This is a genomic window from Sphingobium sp. AS12 (genome assembly GCF_019097845.1).
Taxonomy (GTDB): Bacteria; Pseudomonadota; Alphaproteobacteria; order Sphingomonadales; family Sphingomonadaceae; genus Sphingobium.
Genome location: NZ_JAHRGM010000024.1, coordinates 424,426 through 444,825 on the forward strand (window position 1 = coordinate 424,426; position 20,400 = coordinate 444,825).

General features: G+C 63.5%; 21 protein-coding genes. 8 read left to right on the forward strand and 13 right to left on the reverse strand.

Features of this window, described 5'->3' with window-relative positions; translation table 11 throughout:
• Positions 1 to 59: 59 nt before the first annotated feature.
• The 7 genes from KRZ98_RS11085 to pabB form a co-directional block, all read right to left on the reverse strand.
• Complete coding sequence (locus KRZ98_RS11085) at positions 60 to 2,081, reverse strand: transglutaminase (protein ID WP_254798239.1); 2,022 nt, start codon at positions 2,079 to 2,081, stop codon at positions 60 to 62.
• Positions 2,082 to 2,125: 44 nt separating this feature from the next.
• On the reverse strand, positions 2,126 to 2,752 hold the full coding sequence (locus KRZ98_RS24055) for a DUF3857 domain-containing protein (protein WP_368389806.1): 627 nt from the start codon (positions 2,750 to 2,752) through the stop codon (positions 2,126 to 2,128).
• A 212-nt stretch (positions 2,753 to 2,964) separates the two neighbouring features.
• Complete coding sequence (gene msrA, locus KRZ98_RS11090; protein ID WP_217673589.1) at positions 2,965 to 3,636, reverse strand: peptide-methionine (S)-S-oxide reductase MsrA; 672 nt, start codon at positions 3,634 to 3,636, stop codon at positions 2,965 to 2,967.
• Complete coding sequence (locus KRZ98_RS11095; RefSeq protein ID WP_217673590.1) at positions 3,623 to 3,775, reverse strand: hypothetical protein; 153 nt, start codon at positions 3,773 to 3,775, stop codon at positions 3,623 to 3,625. The genes msrA and KRZ98_RS11095 overlap by 14 nt, the downstream gene beginning before the upstream one ends.
• A gap of 325 nt (positions 3,776 to 4,100) precedes the next feature.
• A complete protein-coding gene (locus tag KRZ98_RS11100; RefSeq protein ID WP_217673591.1) occupies positions 4,101 to 5,303 on the reverse strand; it encodes a pyridoxal phosphate-dependent aminotransferase in 1,203 nt (400 codons plus the stop codon).
• Between the two features lie 126 nt (positions 5,304 to 5,429).
• Complete coding sequence (locus tag KRZ98_RS24060; RefSeq protein WP_254798240.1) at positions 5,430 to 6,053, reverse strand: aminotransferase class IV; 624 nt, start codon at positions 6,051 to 6,053, stop codon at positions 5,430 to 5,432.
• A 33-nt stretch (positions 6,054 to 6,086) separates the two neighbouring features.
• On the reverse strand, positions 6,087 to 7,262 hold the full coding sequence (gene pabB / locus KRZ98_RS24065; RefSeq protein WP_254798241.1) for an aminodeoxychorismate synthase component I: 1,176 nt from the start codon (positions 7,260 to 7,262) through the stop codon (positions 6,087 to 6,089).
• Positions 7,263 to 7,356: 94 nt separating this feature from the next.
• On the opposite strand from pabB, the gene KRZ98_RS11110 reads away from it, so the two are divergent.
• Positions 7,357 to 7,740 carry a DUF983 domain-containing protein gene (locus tag KRZ98_RS11110; protein WP_217673592.1) on the forward strand — a complete coding sequence of 128 codons (384 nt, stop codon included), beginning with the start codon at positions 7,357 to 7,359 and terminating at the stop codon, positions 7,738 to 7,740.
• A 220-nt stretch (positions 7,741 to 7,960) separates the two neighbouring features.
• Here KRZ98_RS11110 and KRZ98_RS11115 read toward each other — a convergent pair whose 3' ends face one another.
• Positions 7,961 to 8,398 (reverse strand): thioesterase family protein, encoded by a 438-nt coding sequence (locus tag KRZ98_RS11115; RefSeq protein ID WP_119749153.1) that lies wholly within the window; start codon positions 8,396 to 8,398, stop codon positions 7,961 to 7,963.
• 240 nt (positions 8,399 to 8,638) lie between these two features.
• Between KRZ98_RS11115 and KRZ98_RS11120 the strand changes: the two genes are divergently transcribed.
• The 6 genes from KRZ98_RS11120 to KRZ98_RS11145 all read left to right on the forward strand — a co-directional run bounded on the left by KRZ98_RS11120 (position 8,639) and on the right by KRZ98_RS11145 (position 16,303).
• Entirely contained in the window at positions 8,639 to 10,945 is a 2,307-nt protein-coding gene (locus KRZ98_RS11120; protein ID WP_217673593.1) for a TonB-dependent receptor, read from the forward strand.
• Positions 10,946 to 11,046: 101 nt separating this feature from the next.
• The gene (locus tag KRZ98_RS11125) at positions 11,047 to 12,390 is read left to right on the forward strand and encodes an alkaline phosphatase family protein (protein WP_217673594.1); all 1,344 of its coding nucleotides are present in this window, start codon (positions 11,047 to 11,049) and stop codon (positions 12,388 to 12,390) included.
• A gap of 85 nt (positions 12,391 to 12,475) precedes the next feature.
• A complete protein-coding gene (locus KRZ98_RS11130) occupies positions 12,476 to 13,699 on the forward strand; it encodes a YceI family protein (protein WP_217673595.1) in 1,224 nt (407 codons plus the stop codon).
• Positions 13,700 to 13,806: 107 nt separating this feature from the next.
• Positions 13,807 to 14,163 carry a Rap1a/Tai family immunity protein gene (locus KRZ98_RS11135; RefSeq protein ID WP_217673596.1) on the forward strand — a complete coding sequence of 119 codons (357 nt, stop codon included), beginning with the start codon at positions 13,807 to 13,809 and terminating at the stop codon, positions 14,161 to 14,163.
• A gap of 128 nt (positions 14,164 to 14,291) precedes the next feature.
• Positions 14,292 to 15,662 (forward strand): class II 3-deoxy-7-phosphoheptulonate synthase, encoded by a 1,371-nt coding sequence (locus KRZ98_RS11140; RefSeq protein WP_217673597.1) that lies wholly within the window; start codon positions 14,292 to 14,294, stop codon positions 15,660 to 15,662.
• A 311-nt stretch (positions 15,663 to 15,973) separates the two neighbouring features.
• A complete protein-coding gene (locus tag KRZ98_RS11145) occupies positions 15,974 to 16,303 on the forward strand; it encodes a hypothetical protein (RefSeq protein WP_217673598.1) in 330 nt (109 codons plus the stop codon).
• A 65-nt stretch (positions 16,304 to 16,368) separates the two neighbouring features.
• On the opposite strand, the gene KRZ98_RS11150 is transcribed toward KRZ98_RS11145, so the two are convergent.
• From KRZ98_RS11150 to KRZ98_RS11170, 5 genes are all read right to left on the reverse strand, one after another.
• Complete coding sequence (locus KRZ98_RS11150; RefSeq protein ID WP_217673599.1) at positions 16,369 to 16,641, reverse strand: hypothetical protein; 273 nt, start codon at positions 16,639 to 16,641, stop codon at positions 16,369 to 16,371.
• 76 nt (positions 16,642 to 16,717) lie between these two features.
• Positions 16,718 to 17,260 carry an rRNA large subunit pseudouridine synthase E gene (locus KRZ98_RS11155; protein ID WP_217673600.1) on the reverse strand — a complete coding sequence of 181 codons (543 nt, stop codon included), beginning with the start codon at positions 17,258 to 17,260 and terminating at the stop codon, positions 16,718 to 16,720.
• A gap of 3 nt (positions 17,261 to 17,263) precedes the next feature.
• On the reverse strand, positions 17,264 to 18,400 hold the full coding sequence (locus tag KRZ98_RS11160; protein WP_217673601.1) for a cupin domain-containing protein: 1,137 nt from the start codon (positions 18,398 to 18,400) through the stop codon (positions 17,264 to 17,266).
• 40 nt (positions 18,401 to 18,440) lie between these two features.
• Complete coding sequence (locus tag KRZ98_RS11165) at positions 18,441 to 19,124, reverse strand: hypothetical protein (protein WP_217673602.1); 684 nt, start codon at positions 19,122 to 19,124, stop codon at positions 18,441 to 18,443.
• Positions 19,125 to 19,286: 162 nt separating this feature from the next.
• Entirely contained in the window at positions 19,287 to 19,673 is a 387-nt protein-coding gene (locus KRZ98_RS11170; protein ID WP_217673603.1) for a PH domain-containing protein, read from the reverse strand.
• Between the two features lie 144 nt (positions 19,674 to 19,817).
• Between KRZ98_RS11170 and KRZ98_RS11175 the strand changes: the two genes are divergently transcribed.
• The gene (locus KRZ98_RS11175; RefSeq protein ID WP_217673604.1) at positions 19,818 to 20,372 is read left to right on the forward strand and encodes a nuclease; all 555 of its coding nucleotides are present in this window, start codon (positions 19,818 to 19,820) and stop codon (positions 20,370 to 20,372) included.
• Positions 20,373 to 20,400 lie beyond the last annotated feature (28 nt).

Sequence of the window (20,400 nt, forward strand, 5' to 3'; positions counted from 1 at the left end):
AGTCTTTTACCAGACTCCGCCCCTTTTTGCGTCGCGACGTGGCGTACTTTTCTACAGGATCAGAGCAGCTTGATCCCAAATCTCGCATAGCGCCGGTCGACACTCGGATCTAGCCGACGGGCGATGGCACTATCGACGGCGGCATCAGCATCCCGGTGCAATGCCTTCAAAACGACCGCGCGCAGGAAACGACTGTCGCTTTGTCCTGGATTAGCGGCGAGTACGGCATCAAGATCTGCCAACGCCTGATCATATCGCTCCAGCCGATACCAGACCATTGCACGACTATCGAGCGCAGCGCTCGTATCGTTGCTCAATTCAATGGCGGTCGTACAGTCCTTGACCGCACTGTCCAGCATGACCGATCGTGTGCCTTTGGCCCAGCAACGCTGGTTCATGAGCGACGGCGAGCCGGGCTTTTGGATAATTAGTTCATCAAAAATGGCCAAGGCGTCCTCCACCTTGCCATATTCGGCCAGCAATTCAGCTTTGCTGTTGAGATAAGCCGGGCGCATCTCGCCACCTAGTGCGATACGCTCGTCCAACAAAGACACGCCTTCAGCCAGATTGCCCTGCTCTGCCTTCATGAAAGCAACCCGACCAGTGGCCCATGCCGACGACGGATCAAGGGCGCGCGCCGATTCTCCATCAGCTAGTGCCGCCTTGATGTCACCCAGTTGATAGGCCGCGTTCGACCGCGCCATATAGGTTTCAACCGAAGGTGCGATCTCTACCGCGCGCGTTCTGTCGGCAAAGGCGGCCCGTCGGTCCCCAACGCCTTCCAGGAAGGCCGCGCGGCTCACATAACCGCTCACCTCATCGGGATCGTCGGTAATGACCTTGTCGAAGATCGCCCTGATCGCACCGATCTGGCTCGAACTACGCATATCAGCTACAGCGATGTCCCACCGCCGACGAGTATCAGCGGGCGCTACAAGGCGTGGCGCGCGTGCCTGCGCCGTCGCGACGGCATCGCGCTCTGCGGGAATACGGGCGGCGGGAACTTCCCCACCCAGTGAATCTATACGCTCGTCCAGCGTGACGATGCCACCTTCCAGCTTCGTAGTGCGCGCAATGTCAAATCCGGCGATACGCTCCTTCATGTCGGGCGTCCCGTCGATCGAAAATCCCTGCCCGTTGACTGGAAGCTTCAGGCGCAGTCGATCGCGCATACCAGACGGCGGGCGGACCGCCACCGGAATGGCGGACCAATTCGGCTTGCTGCGATCTGGCGCAAAGCTGACCGCATTGACCGCCCGCGTTACAAACCGCTTGCGACGCCGATCTTCGGTGACCCAAGGCGTCGTCGTGACGCCCCGCACCCTGATCGTCACATCACCTGTCTTGCTGTCCGGGATGATGGCGGCATCAGCATATTGTCCTTGGCCCAACCAAGTCTGAAAAAGGCTTTGGACCGCTTCTCGCTGTTCTTTTTCTCCCAACTGGTTCTTGGCCAGAATGATCTGCGCCGCCGCTGGCCCATGCAAGATGGCAGTCGCCTGGAAGGGGCTGGGCAAATCGACGCTGGTGCTTTCATCAGCATCGACCGACAGGTCCAGCATCGGTCGCGCATTTGCATGGGTCTCGATCCTAACCAATGCTGCACCATCGGCCCTGACCGGCAAGACATGGTAGAATGGTGGCGTATCCCGAATGTCTGCCATGCGCGATCCGCTGCCGGTTCCATCCATCCAGAATGTCTCGCCATCAATTGTGGTTCGCACCAGAATATGGTTGAATGCCGCCGCGCTGGGTAACCGATCCACGACAAAATCACCCATACCGACATTTGCCAAAACCGGTTCGGCGTCGATTTTCATGGCATGTAACAATGCCAGCAGCAGCAGCGACTTGGCCTTGCAATCACCATAGCGCACTTCCCACGTTTTCGCGGGTTTTTGCGGCAGGTAATTGCCGCCATCCATGCCAACTGCCAGATAGCGGATTTTGTCCTGCACCAGTTCAAGGGCAAGCTGCGCACGGCCCAGCGGCGTGTTCGACGCCTTCTCGATCGCGGCTACTTCCAGCGCGAGTGCGCTACCGGGATCGATCATGCCCTGCGTCGCATAAAGTGGCGCCATGACCTTGGAAACGTCAGCCCAATCAGCGAAATTCGTTAATTCCATCAAGGGCGGGTGCTGATAGCGCGACGGAGCATCTTGCGGCATTTCTGCTTGCTTGGCAGCGGCAGTGCCATGGCGATTTCGGTATAATTACCCTTCCGCACGGGTTGCGGCTTGGCTCCTTCCGCCAGCAAATGCCATCGCATCTGCTCCTTGGTCGGCCACGAAAAGCGCACATGGGCGTAATCCACGCGCGCGGGCAATGCCAGCAATGGCACCACGTCTTGGACGCGCCCGGCCAGCGCACTATCCTTCGCGGTAATGGTCAGACGCATTTGAAGAAGATCGCCGACCTGCAATCCTTCGACGGCCAGCGTAGCTGACAATATTCCCGTCAACTCCCGCTGTTCCAGCGTCTGTTCGCGCCGCAATATCGTGAACTTCTGTCCTTTGGCGAGCAGGTCAATCGTCGTACCATCGCGCAGGATCGACAGTTCGTGGACAATCAGGTCACCCTTGTCAGGTGCCCATGGGACAACGAGGGTCGCGGCCTGCGACAAAATCTCAGCCGATGTGATCCGCGTCGCCTGATCGACATAGGTGGACAGCAGGCCATTTTCGATGCGGTGCTGGATGTCCAGCTTGGCCAGCGGCGTTGCGCCGGACGAAATAGGCACTTTTGCCGGCACGACCCACGCCGCAGCGGGCTGATATAAGGGCGTGTCACCGGCATGGGCGCTGGAAGGCGCGATAATGGCACATGCGGTCAAACCCGCTGAAATATACGAACGCAATCTTTCCCCCGACGTACAGCCGACTAATGCTCAAACCCTATAGCGGTTGAGTCAAATGTCGAGGGGCTGTCGAACTGGCGCGGAAGGCGCAACAGCCAGGTTGTGATTCAAGCCGATGGCCGATCCCGATACAGCGCCGGAAACATCGCCTTGAACGCCGCCAGCTTGGGGGCGTCCCAGCGCAATATGTAGGGATGGCGCGGGTTCTTCGTCATGAAGTCCTGATGATAGGCGTCAGCGTCCTGAAAACCGGTGAAGCGCTCCACCTTGGTCACCACCGGGTCGCGCCACAGGCCCGCCTTGCTGAGCTGCGCCAGATAGGCGGTCGCTGCCTTGCCCTGCTCGGCGTTCAGCGGGAAGAGCGCGCTGCGATATTGGGTGCCATGGTCTGGCCCCTGATAGTTGAGCGTTGTGGGATCGGCGATGACCGAGAAGAAGATGCGCAGCAGCGTGGCGTAGCTGACCTGTTTGGGATCATAGGTGACGCGGACGGCTTCGGCAAAGCCGGTGCCGCCGCCGCTGACCATCTCATAATCGACGCGGCGGTTGGCCGGGCCACCGGCAAAGCCGGACTTGACCAGATGGACGCCCTTCACATGGGAAAAGACGCCCTCCACGCCCCAATAGCAGCCGCCCGCGAACACGGCGGTTTCCAGCTTGCGGGTGGGCGCGGCGTCAATGGTGGCGACAGGGGCCAGGACCGGGCGCTCGGCGCGCGCCGGGGACGCGACGGCGAGCGCCGCGAAAATGGCGAGGCTGATGCCGTCAGAGCGCCGCATGATTGGTGCTGGTCGCGGCGATCGCGGGGGAGCTGAGGATCGGCTGTTCATCGGGCTGGAGCAGTACCATGCCGACGGCACCGATCGCAAACCCGCCCAGAAAGCGCAGGAACAATTCGGATTTCAAAAACGTCAACATGGCCTGTGCCTTTCTTATTCTTTGGTTTCGGCGGTTCAGGCCGATCGGTTACACCCTGCTGTCTTGCCCCTTGCTGAACATCGCGCCGCACGGGTGCGGCTTTCGACCAAGCCAAGGAACAGAACGACGAACGGGGCGTCGCCTTAAATCAGTTTCACTATGCAACGTGCATATAGAGCGTTCCGCGCTGCCTGCAAGACGGCGCGGGTGGAAAAGGACCGTTTCTGTTTGTGTGGGAATGGGGGCGTTGGCGTCTGGACGCCCCACCCCTCCACCACTGGCTTCGCCAGCGGTCCCCCTCCTCAAGCAAGCTTGGGGAGGACTGTTATTTCAGCGCGGCGCAGGCTTCCTGGATGCGGGTGCAGGCCTTTTTCAGCACCTCTTCCGACGTCGCATAGCTGATGCGGAAGGCAGGCGAGAGGCCGAAGGCGGCGCCGTGGACTGCGGCGACCTTGGCCTCGTCCAGGAAATAGCCGATCAGCGTTTCGTCGCTGTCGATCGTCACCCCCTTGGGCGTCACCTTGCCGATCACGCCGCTGGCGTCGGGATAGACATAGAAAGCGCCTTCGGGCGTCGGGCAATCGAGGCCCGGCGCGTCGTTCAGCATCGCGACGACCATGTCGCGGCGCTTCTTGAAGGCGGCGTTGCGATCCTCCAGAAAATCCTGCGGCCCGGTGAGCGCGGCGACGGCGGCGGCTTGGCTGATCGAGCAGGGGTTGCTGGTCGACTGCGATTGCAGCTTGCCCATCGCCTTGATGATCCATTCGGGACCGCCGGCAAAACCGATGCGCCAGCCGGTCATGGAGAAAGCCTTGGAGCAGCCATTGACCGTCAAGGTGCGGTCATAGAGTTCCGGGCAGACCTGCGCGATGGTGGCGAAGGGGGTGGTCGCATACCAGACATGCTCATACATATCGTCGGTCATGATGAGGACATGGGGATGGCGCAGCAGCACGTGCGCCAGTTCCTTCAGTTCCGCCGCCGAATAGGCCGCGCCACTGGGGTTGGACGGCGAGTTCAGCATCACCCATTTGGTGCGCGGGGTGATCGCGGCGTCGAGCTGGGCGGCGGTGATCTTGTAGCCCTGGCTCGCCGGCCCCTCGATGAACACCGGGGTGCCGCCGGCAAAGTTCACGATGTCGGGATAGCTGACCCAGTAAGGCGCGGGGATGATGACCTCATCGCCCGCGTCCACGGTCGCGACCAGCGCGTTGAACAGGGTGTGCTTGCCGCCGGAGTTCACCGTGATCTGGCTGCGCTTGTAGGCCAGGCCATTGTCGCGCTGGAATTTGAACATCACCGCTTCCTTGACGTCGGCAGTGCCGTCCACGTCGGTATAGCGGGTCAGATTGTTGCGAATGGCGGCAATGCCCGCTTCCTTGACGAAATCGGGCGTGTCGAAGTCCGGCTCGCCCGCCGACAGGCCAATCACGTCCACGCCCTGCGCCTTGAGCGCATTCACCCGCGCGCTCATGGCGAGCGTGGCGGAAGGCTGGATACGACCAAGGGCGGCGGAAGTCTGGCTCATGGTAATTATCTTTCGAAAGAATCCCCGTATCCGCAAGCAAAGCGGACGCGGCGGTCCTTAGTGCGCAACAGACGCAGGGGCAACCGGCCAGTTCAGGCTTAATGGATTTACGGCAGAATGATGTGGCTAATGGGCCAGAGTCGCCGCGACCATGCCGCGCGCGGCGTTGCCGATGAAGAAACCATTGTCCAGATCATGCGGGCGCAGATCGGCCTCGACCGCCTCCCCCATGTCGATCAGGCTTTGGCGCAAAATGCCCGGCAACAGGCCGCGCGACAGTGGCGGGGTGAGCAATTTGTCGCCGCGCTCGACAAAGATCGAGGAATAGCAGCCTTCGGTCAGATAGCCCTGCGCGTCGATCAGCGCGACTTCATAGGTGCCGCCACGCGCCAGCGCATCGCGATAGAGCGACCGGTCGGTCGTTTTGTGCAGCAGCCGCAGGTCGTCGGCAGGCGCATGGCGCGGCACCACCTTGACCGGGACGATCGCGGCGGGCCAGGCAACCGCATCGCGCACCTCGATCGCCACCGCCCCACCGCGCGACACCATCAGCCGCACCCGGCTATGGTCGCGCAGGCGGAAGGTCGCGGCCTGCAATTCGTTGCGCACGCCGTGGCGATCGAAGGCAAAGCCAAGCGCATCGGCGCTCGCCTTCAACCTTGTGAGGTGCAGCTCCAGCAACCTGATGCCTTCGAGCGGATCGAAGGCCATGGTTTCGAGCAGATCATAGCGTCCATCGGCCAGTGACATTGCCCTTATTCCAAGCCGTTGGCGGCAAATATGTCAAGCGCCAGCAAGAAACCGCCCCTTGGCCAGACATTCCGCCCATTCCGAAGCGGCGTCCGAATCCACCACCAGACCAGAGCCAAGCCCCAACCGTCCGACGCCCGCGCCTTCATCGATGGTCAGCGTGCGGATCGCGACGTTGAACGCGGCGTCGCCATCCGGGTCGATCCAGCCCATGGAGCCTGTATAGACGCCGCGCGCATGGGGTTCGAGCGCGTCGAGTATCTCCATCGCCCGCACTTTTGGGGCGCCGGTGATCGAACCGCACGGGAACAGCACGCGCAGCACATCGACCGGCGACAGGCCGGGCAGGATGCGCGCGCGCACGGTCGACACCAGCTGGTGGACGGTCGGATAGGTCTCCACCTTGAACAGGTCCGGCACGGTCACGCTGCCCGCGCGCGACACGCGCGACAGGTCGTTGCGCAACAGGTCGACGATCATCAGATTTTCCGCGCGCTGCTTGGCGTCGCTTTGCAGCCATTGGGCCAGCGCCGCGTCCTGTTGCGGGTCGGCATGGCGGGTTGCGGTGCCCTTCATCGGCCGCGCGGTCAGCTGGCCGCGCACCAACGTGAAGAAGAGTTCGGGCGAAAAGGACAGCAACGCCTGCCCGCCAGTGCGGATGACTCCGCCATAGCCCGCCGCCGCGCGGGGGCGGATCGCGGCATAGAGCGCCATCGGATCACCGATGACGCTCGTTTCGCAGGGGAAGGTCAGGTTCGCCTGATAAATGTCGCCCGCGCGGATATAGTCCTGCACCGCGTCGAACGCCGCGCGATACTCGGCCTCGTCGATCAGCGGGCGGGGTGGCGTCACGCTGGCACCGGCCGGATCGGGCAGCAGGTCGGGCAGCGTCCCCGGCGCGATCAGCCGCACCCCTTCAAACAGGCCGAACCACAGCAGCGGCCCGGCTTTGCTGTCCGCCTGACGACGGCGGGCGATCGGCGCGAGCCGCTCCTCCAGCGCAAGGCCGGCCTCATAGGCCATATAGCCTGCGACATGCAGCCCGCTCTCGCGCGCGTCGGCCAGCCGGTCGAGCGCGGGCTGGACCTCGTCCATGCTATGCGCCGCGATGATGCCAACCGGATCGCGATAGAGCCGCGCCGGGGCAGCGCCACGCAAGCGCGCATCGTCGAACAGGGCAAAGACTTCGGACGGACCGGGGAGACGCATGGCGGCTTATTAACAGGCTTTTGCGCGGGCGAAAGGGCCAGTAAGGGAATATGCTGTGTTGCCTGGCCGTGGCGCAGCCCCTACCTAAACGCCTATGCCCGACCAGACCCCCAAAGCCGCCCCCGATCGTCCGCTTGGCGCCGCCATCGGCCTGGCGCTGCGCGGGCGCTGCCCGGCCTGTGGCGAGGGACGGATGTTCGCCCGCTTCCTCAAGCCGACGACCGCCTGCGCCCATTGCGGCCAGCGCTGGGACGCGCATCAGGCCGACGACTTCCCCTCCTATATCGTCATCCTGTTGCTGGGCCATATATTAGTGCCGCTTATGATCGAGGTGAACAGCGCACTCGACATTCCGCTGGGTTGGCAGGCCGCGATCTGGCCGAGCCTGGCGCTGCTGCTGGCGGTCGCGATGATCCAGCCGGTCAAGGGCGCAGTCATCGCCTTCCAATGGTCGCGGCGGATGCACGGGTTTGGGTAATGCTGAAGTTGAGGATCATGACCTGACAAGCCCGCCCTTTAAGGCGGGTAAGTCGCCTAGGGAGCTGACTCACCTCACTCGTCACCCTCAACTTGTTTCAGGGTCCATTTCGCCGGATCAAGCGGTGGTTCGTAACGAGAAATGGATGCTGAGCCGAAGGCCAGCGCAGCTAAATAAATTCAGCATGACGAAGTGAAATGACCTTTCACTATGTCCCCAATCACCCCGGCTGGCGGATGAAATTCAGTTCCATCGCCTCGCGCAGCGTCTCGTCAATCTCGCGGCGGCCTTCGGCGCCATGGGTGACGACGGTGGTGTCGCAGGTGGCGACGCAGACGCCTTTCTGGAACCCCGCCGAGCTGATCGTCCAGCTGGTCCGGCCGATATGGCCGATCGCGCAATGGACGTCGAACGGATAGGGGAAGTGCGATTCCTCGATGAAGTTGAGGTTCACATTCGCCACCAGCCAGCGCACGCCCTGTTCCTGCGGATGGCGGCCCATATGATGGTGAAAGCGGATACGCGCGGTCTCGAAGATACCGGAAATCGCCACATTATTGATGTGGCCCATCGTATCGAGATCCTGAAAGCGGGTGTCGATGCTGGTAACGAAGCGATAGGCTTCGGGACTGAAACGCCAGGATTCGGGTTTGGCCATGTCCTGCTTTCCAATAAGATAGGGATGGCAATGCCATAGCCATGCTGACGAGTGATGCAATCGCGCCCGCGAAAATGGCGCGACTGCGACCTTTATGACACAATCTAGCGCAAGATCCGCGCGCATCACAAGAGTGTCACGCAGACGACGCCAATCCGTCAAGCTCCTCTCATTGCGGTGCAACATCCCGCGCCTACGGCCCCGGACCAAGCCGATCACGGTCATCCAAGGGGAAATTTCATGCGTCCTGCCACTGCCCTGCTGCTCGCCTCCACCATGCTGGCCGCTACGCCCGCCTTCGCCCAGACTGCTGCGCCCGTCACGCCCGCCGCAGAGGCAGCGCCGGACGATGCGACGATCATCGTCTTTGGTCGCGGCGAAACCCGCCAGGTGCAGGAAGTTCAGGCGCGTGAGATTGTCGTGCTTACGCCCGGCACCAATCCGCTCAAAGCCATCGAAAAGCTGCCCAGCGTCAATTTCCAGTCGGCCGACCCGTTCGGCAATTATGAATGGTCGCAGCGCGTTACCATCCGCAGCTTCAACCAGAACCAGCTGGGCTTCACCTTCGATGGCATCCCGCTGGGCGACATGAGCTATGGCAACCATAATGGCCTGCACATCACCCGCGCCATCAGCAGCGAAAATATCGGCAGCGTGCGCGTGTCGCAGGGTGCCGGTTCGCTCGGCACGCAGGCGACCGGCAATCTGGGCGGCACGGTCGAGACCTTCTCGGCCGACCCGACCGGCGAACTGGGCACGCTGGGTGGCCTGACCTATGGCAGCAACGAAACGATCCGCGCCTTCGCCCGCCTCAATCTGGGCACCAGGGATGGCGTGCGCGGCTATGTCTCCTACGGCTATGGATCGACCGACAAATATAAGGGCCAGGGCACGCAGGACCAGCATATGGGCAATGCCAAGGTGATCGTGCCGGTAGGCGAGGCCCAGATTGACGGCTGGCTGAGCTATTCGGACCGCCGTGAGCAGGATTATCAGGACATGTCGATGGGCATGATCAATCGGCTCGGCTGGGACTGGGACAACACCTATCCCGACTATGCCCGTGCGATCGACTATGCCGCCCGCCTGAACGACGTGGACCGGATCAGCAACAGCGGCGGATCGCCCTTCCCCGATGGCCGTTTCGACTATAGCGGCGCGAGCGTCGCCACCGGCCAGACCTACCCCGGCAATGTCACCAGCGCCGACGACGCCTATTATGACGCATCGGGCCTCCGCAAGGACTGGCTGGGCGCGATCGGCTTCACGACCCCGCTGGGCGGACAAGCCAAGCTGAACCTCAAGGGCTATTACCACAACAACAGCGGCATGGGCCTGTGGGCGACCCCCTATGTCCCCAGCCCCAATGGCGTCCCCATGTCGGTGCGCACCACCGAATATGAAATGGACCGGATCGGCGGCTTCGGCAGCGTCGATTTCACGATCGGCCGCCAGACCCTGAACGTCGGCGCATGGTATGAAAATAACAAGTTCAACCAGGCCCGCCGCTTCTACGCCTTTGCCAGCCGCACGGAACCCGGCCTGTCGTTCCGCGACTATCCGAAGAACCCCTTCGCGACGCAGTGGGAGTTCGACTTCACCACCGACACGTTCCAATATCATGTGCAGGACAAGATCGACCTTGGCATGGTGACGATCAACCTGGGGTGGAAGGGCTTTTCGGTCACCAACAAGGCAGAGGCCGTCGTGCAGGCCAGCTTCCCGCAGGGCAAGATCAAGGCGCAGGACTGGTTCCAGCCCACCGCCGGTTTCGTCGTGAAGGTCACCCCAGAAGCAGAAGTCTTTGGCGGTTTCAGCCAGTCGACCCGCGCCTTTGCCAGCGCCACCACGACCGGCCCCTTCTCGACCAACCAGGCTGGTTTCGACGCGATCAAGGATGATCTGAAGCCCGAAGCCTCCGACACCTATGAACTGGGCCTGCGTTACAACACGACCATCTTCAACGGCACGCTGGGCGCTTATCTGGTCAACTTCCGCAACCGCCTGCTCGCGGTGCAGGTCGGATCGGCGATCCAGGGCAACCCGTCGGCGCTCCAGAATGTCGGCGGCGTCCGCGCCATCGGCGTCGAGGCCGCGGGCGACCTGAAGCTGGGCGGCGGCTTTGGCCTCTATGCCAGCTACAGCTACACCGACGCGACCTATCGCGACGATGTCGTGGACGGCAACGGCGTGCTGGTTGCGGCGATCAAGGACAAGACCGTGGTGGACAGCCCCAAGCATATGGCGCGCGGCGAGTTCAACTATGACGATGGCCAGCGCTTCTTCCGCGTCGGCCTCAACTATATGTCGCGCCGCTACTACAGCTACACCAACGACGCTTCGGTCCCCGGTCGCCTGATCGTCGACGCCTCGCTCGGCTATCGCTTCACCGACAAGCTCGAAGTCCAGTTCAACGCCACCAACCTGCTCGACAAACGCTATGTCGGCACGATCGGGTCGGGCGGCTTTGGCAATAGCGGCGACGCCCAGACCCTGCTGGTCGGCGCCCCGCAACAGTTCTTCGCCACGCTGAAGGCCGGGTTCTAAACAACAAGCTCCGTTCGTTTCGAGCGAAGTCGAGAAACGGCGCGCACAGCGTCATCCGCTTCTCGACACGCTCGAAGCGAACGGCAGTTGGGACAATCATCATGAAAAAGACCGCGCTCCTCGCCACCGTCCTCGCCGCTTGCATCCCGGCAACGGCGCTGGCGAACCCCGTCCTCCTCATCTCGATCGACGGGCTCCGGCCCGGCGACGTGCTGGATGCGGACAAGCGCGGCCTTTCCCTCCCCAATCTGCGCCGCTTCGTGACGCAGGGCGCGCACGCATCGGGCGTCACCGGCGTGTTGCCGACACTGACCTATCCCAGCCACACGACGCTGATGACTGGCGTAACCCCGGCCAGGCACGGCATCGTCGCCAATAACAGCTTCGATCCCACCGGCATCAATCAGGGCGGCTGGTACTGGTATGCGCAGGACATCAAGGTGCCGACCCTGTGGGAGGCCGCGACCAGGGCGGGCCTGTCCACCGGCAATATCCACTGGCCGGTCAGCGTCGCGGCGAAGGGCGTGACCTGGAACCTGCCGCAAATTTGGCGCACGGGTCATGCCGACGACGCCAAGCTAATCGATGCGCTGGCGACGCCGGGCCTGAAAGCCGAACTGGAGGCGAAAGTCGGCGCGCCCTACGCCATGGGCATTGACGAAAGCCTGCCCGGCGACCAGCTGCGCGGCCGTTTCGCCACCGCGCTGATCGCCGCGCACAAGCCGCAATTCCTGACCGTTTACCTCACCGCGCTCGACCATGAGCAACATGCCATGGGACCGGACACCCCAGCCGCCAGGGCGGTGCTGGAAAAGATCGACGCGATCGTCGGTGATCTGGTGGCCGCGGAAATGCAGGCCCATCCCGACGCCGTCATCGCGCTGGTCAGCGACCATGGTTTTGAAGCGACCCAAACAGCAATCAACCTCTACCGCCCCTTCATCGACGCGGGCCTGATCACGCTCGACAAGGACGGCAAGGTCGCCTCCTGGCTGGCCATGCCCTGGATATCGGGCGGATCGACCGCGATCATGCTCGCCCGGCCTGACGACGCGGCGCTGGCGGTGCGGGTGAAGGCGCTACTCGACACGCTCGCCGCCAATCCGGCCAACGGCATCGTCAGGATCGCTGACAAGGCGCAGATCGCCGCGATGGGCGGCAATCCGCAGGCGACCTATTACATCAACCTCACCCCCGGCTATGTCACCGACATCTATCGCGGGCCCACCGCGCCGGTGGTGGCCCGCAGCCCGGTCAAGGGGATGCACGGCTATTTCCCCGGTCCCGCCAATCTGCGCGCGACCTTCATGGTCATGGGAAAAGGCGTTGCGCGGGACAAGGATCTGGGCCTGATCGACATGCGCGCCATCGCGCCGACGCTGGCCAAGGTCATGGGCGCATCCCTGCCCGACGCGGACGCCGAAGCGCTTCCCCTCCAGCCATAGGCAACGCTGCGTTTCCCGGCAGGGCGATGGACTTCGCCCCGCGCGCGGCATAGCTTCCGCGCCAGTCCATCCTGCCGGGGTTTTCATGCAACGCTACAGCCTTGTCGCCATCATCCTGCACTGGGCGATCGCCGCCCTGCTCGCCTTCCAGATCAGCGTCGGCTGGGCGCTGGAAGATCTGGGTGCGCGGGGCTTTGCCCTCTATCAGTGGCACAAGTCGGTCGGCATCACGATTCTTGCGCTGACCCTGCTGCGGATCGTCGTGCGCTACTGGAAACCGCGCCCGGCCAAACTGGAGGGCGGCTGGCAGGGCGCGCTGGCGTCGGGCGTGCATGTCGGACTCTACGCCTTCATGCTGGGCGCGCCCCTGACCGGCTGGGCGCTGGTATCGACCGCCAAGGTCAAGGTGCCGACCCTGCTGTTCGGCGTCCTGCCCCTGCCCCATCTGCCGCTGCCCGCCAGCGCGCATGAACTGGCAGAGGGCAGCCATGGCCTGATCGCCTGGCTCGGCATCGCGCTGTTCCTGCTCCATGTCGCAGGCGCGCTGCGCCACCATTTTCTGATGCGCGACGGGCTGATCTGGCGGATGATACCGGGCCGTTCGACCGCGCTGCTGATCGCCCTGCCCGCGCTGATCCTGCTGGGTCTGGTCGTCGGCAAGGCGATCCTGCCCGCCCCCGCGCCAAAGGCCGCCGCCGCGGTCGAGGCCCCCGAAACGCCGGAAAATATCGCCGAACCCGCAAATGTCGTGGAGCCTGCACCAGACAACGCCGCCGCCAACGCCACCGACGCCGCCCCGGAAGAACCCGTCGGACCGCCGCCTGCCTGGACCGTGCAACCTGGCGGCAAAATCGGCTTTTCCGTCGGCAATGATGGCCAGACGATCAGCGGCAGCTTTGCCAAATGGACCGCCGCGATCGTCATGGACCCGGACCATCCCGAAAGCGCCGACATCAAGGTGACGATCGACATGGCCAGCGCCAGCGTCGGCGATGCTTATCAGGACGGGATGCTGCCCGGCGACGAATTTTTCGCCGTCGCCAGCCACCCTACCGCAACCTTCACCGCGAAGGGCGCGGAAAAAACGGGCGCGAACGCCTATCGCGCCACCGGCACGCTCAGCCTCAAAGGCGTCGCGAAGCCCCAGACGATCCGCTTCACCCTGTCGGGCGACGGCGCGACCCGCAAGGTCAGCGGCGCTGCCACCATCGCCCGCGCCGCCTTTGGCGTCGGCAATGGCGAGAGCAGCGGCGGGCTGGCCCCGCAGGTGGCGCTGACCTTCGCCTTCACGGCCAGACAGAAGGATTGAGGCGGAGCGTTCCGGGCATCAGTCGTCCGGGTTGGACAGGCGCGGACGCTGGCGGCACTATCGCACCAAGCCCAGCCGCTTTGACTGACAGAAAGTGTCCGCCCTTCATGCGCCTGTTATTGATCGCCCTCGTCGCAGCGGCGGCAACTCCCGTCTCCGCAGCGCCCACCAGCGGTAGCGCCTTCATGTTCGAAAGCGGCACATCGCTCCTCGCCAAATGCCGCAACAAGGCGCCCGAATATGCGCTGGCCTGCACCGCCTATATCGTCGGCGTGGTCGATGGCATTCGCAAGGACAGCTTCATCGGCCGGGGTCGCCCGATCTGCTGGCCGGACAAGATGAGCGCGGACGACGCCCGCCGCACCGTCGTCGCCTATCTCGAACGCTGGCCCGACCAGCGGCGCGGCCCCGCCTCCGTGCTGGTCAGCGTGGCGCTTAACGACCGCTATCCATGCCAGAAATAGCCGCTCGATCAGTCTGATCGAAAGGATCATTGCGCATGGGCCACGCAAGACTGCTATAAACTTGCCTTGAACGGCGCGGCGGCGTAGGTGCGGCCCCTGTTTTTTTGGTTCATTTTAGGAGACTCGTCGTGGCGGCGAAATGGACGCCGGATAGCTGGCGCGCGCACAAGGGCATTCAGATGCCCGCTTACAGGGACACGCAGGCGCTGGCCGCCGTGGAGGCCCAGCTCGGCCAGTTTCCGCCGCTCGTCTTTGCAGGCGAGGCGCGCAACCTGAAAACGGACCTGGCCAGGGTCGCGGCCGGCGAAGCCTTCCTGTTGCAGGGCGGCGATTGCGCCGAAAGCTTTGCCGAGTTCCACCCGAACAATATCCGCGACACCTTCCGCGTGCTGCTCCAGATGGCGGTCGTGCTGACCTTCGCCTCGAAGCTGCCGGTGGTGAAGGTCGGCCGCATGGCGGGCCAGTTCGCCAAGCCCCGCTCGGCCGATACCGAAGTCATCGGCGGGGTCGAGCTGCCCAGCTATCGCGGCGACAATGTCAACGACATCGCCTTCACCGCGGAAGGGCGCGAGCCGGACCCGCAGCGCATGGTGCAGGCCTATAACCAGTCGGCGGCGACGCTCAACCTGCTGCGCGCCTTCTCGACCGGCGGCTATGCCAGCCTGGATCGCGTCCATGGCTGGATGCTCGATTTCATGGGGCGTAGTCCGTGGGCGGCAAAGTTCGAACAGATGGCCGACCAGATCGGCCAGGCGCTCGACTTCATGCGCGCCTGCGGCCTGTCGGCGGAAACCGTGCCGCAGCTTGGCGGGACCAGCTTCTACACCAGCCATGAAGCGCTGCTGCTGCCGTTCGAACAGGCGCTGACCCGGCAGGACAGCCTGACCGGCGACTGGTATGACACGTCCGCCCATATGCTGTGGATCGGCGACCGCACCCGTTTCGAAGGGTCGGCCCATGTCGAATATCTGCGCGGCATCGGCAATCCGATCGGCATGAAGTGCGGCCCCAGCCTGGAGCCGGACGCGCTCATCCGCCTGCTCGACCTGCTCAACCCGTCGCGCGAAGCCGGGCGCATCACGCTCATCACCCGCTATGGCCATGACAAGATCGAGGCGGGCCTGCCCAAGCTGGTCCGCGCCGTCATGCGCGAAGGCCATCCGGTGGTCTGGTCCTGCGACCCGATGCACGGCAATGTCGTCAAGGCGGCCAATGGCTACAAGACGCGGCCGTTCGAGCGCATCCTGGCCGAAGTGCGCGGCTTCTTCGCCGTCCACCGCGCCGAAGGCAGCTTTGGCGGCGGCATCCACGCCGAAATGACCGGCCAGAACGTCACCGAATGCACCGGCGGCGCCATCGCCATCACCGACGAAGGCCTCGCCGACCGCTACCACACCCATTGCGACCCGCGCCTGAACGCGGCGCAAAGCCTGGAAATGGCCTTCCTGCTGGCCGAAATGCTGAACGAAGAACTGAAAGAACGCCGCGCCGCGGCGTGATTTACGCCCCTCCCGCAAGCGAGCGTCGGGTCGGTCATGCCCCCGGCATGACCTGAACAGTCCGGGGGACTGTTCACCCGCCGCTGGGCAGCGAGACTTGGGCGCGCAGCGCCTTAGTCGCAGCGGGGTGGGCCAACGCAACCTCGCGCAAGCCCACCCCCTAACTCCCTCCCGCCTGCGGGAGGGGGGATGCGCGCTACAGAAATCCACTATTTTTCACGGACGATCGTTTCTGGCTGAATTGGGTGCATTTGCGACGGTCCGCTTATGGGCTAGCATCGCAAGGTCGGCATCACCGATATAGGCAATATATGAGCTATCGGATATTCTATTACCACGGCGCTGAACTTGGCCTAGCTACGAAAGTGGCAAAGGGCGTTCTGGAAATCGACAACAAGGCCATTGCCATTAAATCAGGCGGCAATTCTTATCACATTGCATTCCACGATGTTGAGGATGTCGAACTGATCCGCCTCCACAAGATCGGCCGCGTCATTCGCTTGAAGCATGGAGATGGCACGCATTTCTTATCCGTCGTTCGGTTCATGGTCGGGCAGTTCGCGCTAATCAATTTCCTTGCGACTGGCAGGGTGTTCAATCGGATACAAAACGCCGTGAACAGCAAACATAATCAGGCCTGACTTGTCTGCTACTGGAGATTAAGCCTGTTTCAATGAGTGACCGTTTCTGGTCGACACCAGCCGAGTTATGCTGAGCGCACCATGTGCGTCAGGATCAAGCGGCTTTCGACCATTCCACTCCAACACCATACCCCGGAGAGACTTTCGACAGCCGTAAGGTCATCCTTTCGTGCGGCTGCCTCGTAGGCGATTAAAAGGGAATCTCCCCCCATCGGCTTCTCGCGCCGAAGCACCTCACTCCACGCAATGAGCGCTTGCTCTTCGTCGGTAGCATGAACCTGCGACAGAAATGTTCCGCCATCAAATTCGCACATGATCGTGAAACGCTGAGCGGTCATGATATCTGGTTAGCGTCCGCTTCTAGCCAACGCAATTGGCGCGTCTCAGGGCAACTTCTGGTCGTTTGCGGCCCCCTCACCCAACCTCGCACCATTCCCCCGCCTGCACCCCTTCCAGCGTCCATTCGCCAATCGCCCAGCGCACCAGCCTGAGCGTCGGATGCCCGACCGCTGCCGTCATGCGCCGCACCTGCCGGTTCTTGCCCTCCCTTATCGTCAGGCTGATCCAGCAGTCGGCCACGGTCTTGCGGAAGCGCACCGGGGGATCGCGGGGCCAGAGCGCCGGGTCGTCGATCCGTTCGACCTCGGCGGGCAAGGTCCGCCCGTCTTTCAAGGTCACCCCGCGCCGCAGCGCGTCGAGCGCTGCCTCGTCCGGTTCGCCCTCCACTTGCGCCAGATAGGTTTTGGGCATTTTGAAGCGCGGGTCGGCGATCCGCGCCTGCAAGCGGCCATCATCGGTCAGCAGCAACAGCCCTTCGCTGTCCGTGTCCAGCCGCCCGGCGGGATAGACGCCCGGCACATCGACAAAATCCTTGAGCGTCTGCCGCTCCGGGCCATTGGCTTCGGGGGTGAACTGGCACAGGACGTTGAAGGGCTTGTTGAACAATATCAGCGTCATGGCCTAAAATTCTTCCTCAAATGCCAGGCTGCCCTGGTTGACCAGCGCAGTGAGCAACGTCAGCCCGGCATCGGACGGATCAACGCTCACATGATCCTGCGCGCAGAGCGTTTCGGCCAGCGCCGCCACGTCGCCCGCACAATCGAAACATTCGCCATCGACGAACAGCAGCAGACCCGCCCCCTGCCGCACGAAGGAAAAGCGGCTCGCGGGATTGCGGCACAGCGCCGCGCCCTGCGCCAGCATCGCCGCGACATCGCCCGCTTCCATCGGCTCTTCGGGTCGCCAGTCGGTATCGGGATATTTGGGGCTGCTGCTATACTGGCCGAACCAGCGGGCAAAGGCGTCGCGATCGGCCAGCGCGGCCGTCACCAGCCCGTGCAGCCGGTCGATCGCGGCAGGCGCGATTTCGCCCGGATTGGCCTGCCGCGCCAGATCGGGGTCGGCATAGCGATCCTCGTCCGGCATCGCGTCCACCAGCGTCTCGGACCAATGTTCGACCAGCTCGGCGCGCGACGGCGCGCGGAAGCCGACCGAATAGGTCATGCAATCATCCCCCACCGCCACGCCATGATGCGCGACGCGCGGCGGCACATAAAGAATGTCGCCCGGCTCCAATATCCATTCCTGTTCCGGTACGAAATCGGCGATCAGCCGCAGATCGTCATGCGGCAAAAGCGGCGTTCTGGAATCGCACAGGCCGCCCACCTGCCAGCGGCGGCGGCCCAGCCCCTGCACCAGAAACACGTCATATTGGTCGAAATGCGCGCCCACCCCGCCGCCATCGGTGGCGTAGCTGACCATGACATCGTCGATCCGCCAGTTGGGGACGAAGCGAAACGGGTCGATCAACGCCGCGACCTGCGGCACATGATGGTCCACCGCCTGCACCAGCAATGTCCAGGGCCGCCCGCCCAGCTGGCCAAAGCGGGTTTCGGGCAACGGCCCGCTCTCCATCGCCAGCCGATCATCGCCCAGCGTGATGAGCCGCGATTCCACGCCCTCCTCACACGCCAGCCCCGCCAGCTCATCCGGCTCCAGCGGATTGCGCCACTCCCCCCAAGGGTTGCGGATGAGCAGCGGCTTCTTCTGCCAATAGTCGCGCAGGAACAGGGCGGGATCGAAATGGGAAAGCTGCATCACCAGCCCTTGCCCCTATCCGCCCCCGCTGTCAAAACCCCTACATCTCCAGCCCGATCAGCGTCCCGCTGCTGATGCGGTCGACATAGCGTTTGCCGTCAATCTCCAGCCAGTCGGGCGTCACTTCCAGCCGTCGTCCCCGGATCGTCGTGCGCAGATGTTCCACCGCGATCCGGTTGCGCGCGACGATGCGCAGCACGGCCAGGCCATCGCCCCGCGATGCCATCATCGAATAGCGGTCGCCGCGCAGCAGGAAGTGCCAGCTGCCATTGGTGGGCAGCCATTCATTGCCGTCGATCACCTGCACCGGCTCGCCATCGGGCGCGCCCAGCCGCACGCTGATCCGCGTCGCGCCATTGGTGCGGCGAGGGGGGGCAAAGATCAGGATCGGCTCGCCGTCCAGCGTGATCGGGATCGGCGTGTCGCGCAGCAACCGCGATCCGCCGACGATCAGCTGCGGCAGCTCGGCGGAAAAGGGCAGCCGGTCGCGCGCGAAATGGCGCTGGCGCACGACGGGATTGGCGTGGAAACTCTGCACCTGCGTCGCGGTCAGCCGCCCTTCCTCCACCAGCCCGTGGCAGGTCGGGCACAGCAAAGTCGCGCCATTGCTGTCGGGCAGGCCCAGATAGCGATAGATGGTCACCCCGCACCGCACACAGGCAAAGCCGCAGGCCTGCCTTATGTCCGCGCGCTGCTCGGCCGTCAGTTCCGTCAATGACGGCATCACTCGCAAGCCCATGCAGACGACCCCTTGTCCGCGCCGCGCCACATCATGCGGCCCGGCGTTGCTGTTTCTGGCGTCCTCTGCGGCTGGGAACTCTGCCGGTCCCTCAATCTGCTATCGTTGAAATATATGCGTCAAAGTCAAGGGGTAGCGTGCAGCAACCTATCTCTGCGGCAACAGATCCAGGTTGCGCGCGGCGGCAATGGCGCGGATGCGGCCGGGTCGCGGCATATTCTTGATCGCGATTTCGGCGACATCGCCCGCGCTGAACAGCTCGACATGACCGACGTCGAAGATGCGCTGGCCCAGGCTTTGCGTGATCCGCACGCTGCGAATGCTCGACAGCGCGACCTCCGTCCGCTGCTTGGCCAGCAGCCCCCGCTCCATCAGCACCTCACGCTCGCTCAGCGCCAGCCGCTCGCCCTTGTGCATCACCCACCACACCGCGATCGCCAGGATGCCGACCACCGACACCAGCAACAGCGTGAACAGCACGGGATGCGCCCGGAACATCGCGGGATGCTCATCATATAACCAGCCCTCGCTCATGCCGCCTCCTGCGTCGGGAACGCGCCGGTTTGACCATGCCCCCGCGCCATCGTCAAGCCGCCGATCCCCCGACCTGCGCCAATGTGGTTAACGAAATATTTGCGAAACATGGGTACCTATGAACAGAATAGTGGAAAACCGATCATGGCACATAATCTCTACGACCTGGGCGATCGCGCACCCAATGCTTCGGGTGCCTGGCTGCATGATACGCAGGACGGCCGCAACCACATCCTGCCGGCGGGCATCATCCTGCTCACGCTGCTGATCGCGGTCGGTGCCATATTGCTGCTCAAGGATATATGGCACACCCCCGATGATGCCAAAGTCGCTGGCTCGATCACCATTTCCGAACCGTTCGAAAGTTGCGACGACCTGACCGGCGAGGCGTGCATCCTCTCGGCGGACAGCTATGCCTATAAGAGCCAACGCTATCATCTGGCCGACATCGCCGTCCCCAGCCTGGCCGATGCCCGATGCCCGGCCGAAGCGGAACTGGCGCAGCAGGGCCGCACCGCGCTGGCCGCGATGATCAACGGCGGCACGTTCGACGCCCAGCCTGATCCGATAGATCCCGACCCGTCGGCCAGACTGCTGGTGCGCGACGGCGTGTCGATCGGCCAATTGATGATCCTCAAGGGCCATGCCCGGCCCTGGTCGCCCAAGCCGATCGACTGGTGCGCGGGCGAGGAAGGCTGAGCATCTGTCTCGAAATGCGCGGAAGAGC

Excerpts from the sequence above, each read along its gene's own strand:
- KRZ98_RS11085 (WP_254798239.1), bottom strand. The coding sequence starts at position 2,081 with ATGGCGCCACTTTATGCGACGCAGGGCATGATCGATCCCGGTAGCGCA.
- msrA (WP_217673589.1), bottom strand. The coding sequence starts at position 3,636 with ATGCGGCGCTCTGACGGCATCAGCCTCGCCATTTTCGCGGCGCTCGCC.
- KRZ98_RS11095 (WP_217673590.1), bottom strand. The coding sequence starts at position 3,775 with ATGTTGACGTTTTTGAAATCCGAATTGTTCCTGCGCTTTCTGGGCGGG.
- KRZ98_RS11100 (WP_217673591.1), bottom strand. The coding sequence starts at position 5,303 with ATGAGCCAGACTTCCGCCGCCCTTGGTCGTATCCAGCCTTCCGCCACG.
- KRZ98_RS24060 (WP_254798240.1), bottom strand. The coding sequence starts at position 6,053 with ATGTCACTGGCCGATGGACGCTATGATCTGCTCGAAACCATGGCCTTC.
- pabB (WP_254798241.1), bottom strand. The coding sequence starts at position 7,262 with ATGCGTCTCCCCGGTCCGTCCGAAGTCTTTGCCCTGTTCGACGATGCG.
- KRZ98_RS11110 (WP_217673592.1), top strand. The coding sequence starts at position 7,357 with ATGCCCGACCAGACCCCCAAAGCCGCCCCCGATCGTCCGCTTGGCGCC.
- KRZ98_RS11115 (WP_119749153.1), bottom strand. The coding sequence starts at position 8,398 with ATGGCCAAACCCGAATCCTGGCGTTTCAGTCCCGAAGCCTATCGCTTC.
- KRZ98_RS11120 (WP_217673593.1), top strand. The coding sequence starts at position 8,639 with ATGCGTCCTGCCACTGCCCTGCTGCTCGCCTCCACCATGCTGGCCGCT.
- KRZ98_RS11125 (WP_217673594.1), top strand. The coding sequence starts at position 11,047 with ATGAAAAAGACCGCGCTCCTCGCCACCGTCCTCGCCGCTTGCATCCCG.
- KRZ98_RS11130 (WP_217673595.1), top strand. The coding sequence starts at position 12,476 with ATGCAACGCTACAGCCTTGTCGCCATCATCCTGCACTGGGCGATCGCC.
- KRZ98_RS11135 (WP_217673596.1), top strand. The coding sequence starts at position 13,807 with ATGCGCCTGTTATTGATCGCCCTCGTCGCAGCGGCGGCAACTCCCGTC.
- KRZ98_RS11145 (WP_217673598.1), top strand. The coding sequence starts at position 15,974 with ATGAGCTATCGGATATTCTATTACCACGGCGCTGAACTTGGCCTAGCT.
- KRZ98_RS11150 (WP_217673599.1), bottom strand. The coding sequence starts at position 16,641 with ATGACCGCTCAGCGTTTCACGATCATGTGCGAATTTGATGGCGGAACA.
- KRZ98_RS11155 (WP_217673600.1), bottom strand. The coding sequence starts at position 17,260 with ATGACGCTGATATTGTTCAACAAGCCCTTCAACGTCCTGTGCCAGTTC.
- KRZ98_RS11160 (WP_217673601.1), bottom strand. The coding sequence starts at position 18,400 with ATGCAGCTTTCCCATTTCGATCCCGCCCTGTTCCTGCGCGACTATTGG.
- KRZ98_RS11165 (WP_217673602.1), bottom strand. The coding sequence starts at position 19,124 with ATGCCGTCATTGACGGAACTGACGGCCGAGCAGCGCGCGGACATAAGG.
- KRZ98_RS11170 (WP_217673603.1), bottom strand. The coding sequence starts at position 19,673 with ATGAGCGAGGGCTGGTTATATGATGAGCATCCCGCGATGTTCCGGGCG.
- KRZ98_RS11175 (WP_217673604.1), top strand. The coding sequence starts at position 19,818 with ATGGCACATAATCTCTACGACCTGGGCGATCGCGCACCCAATGCTTCG.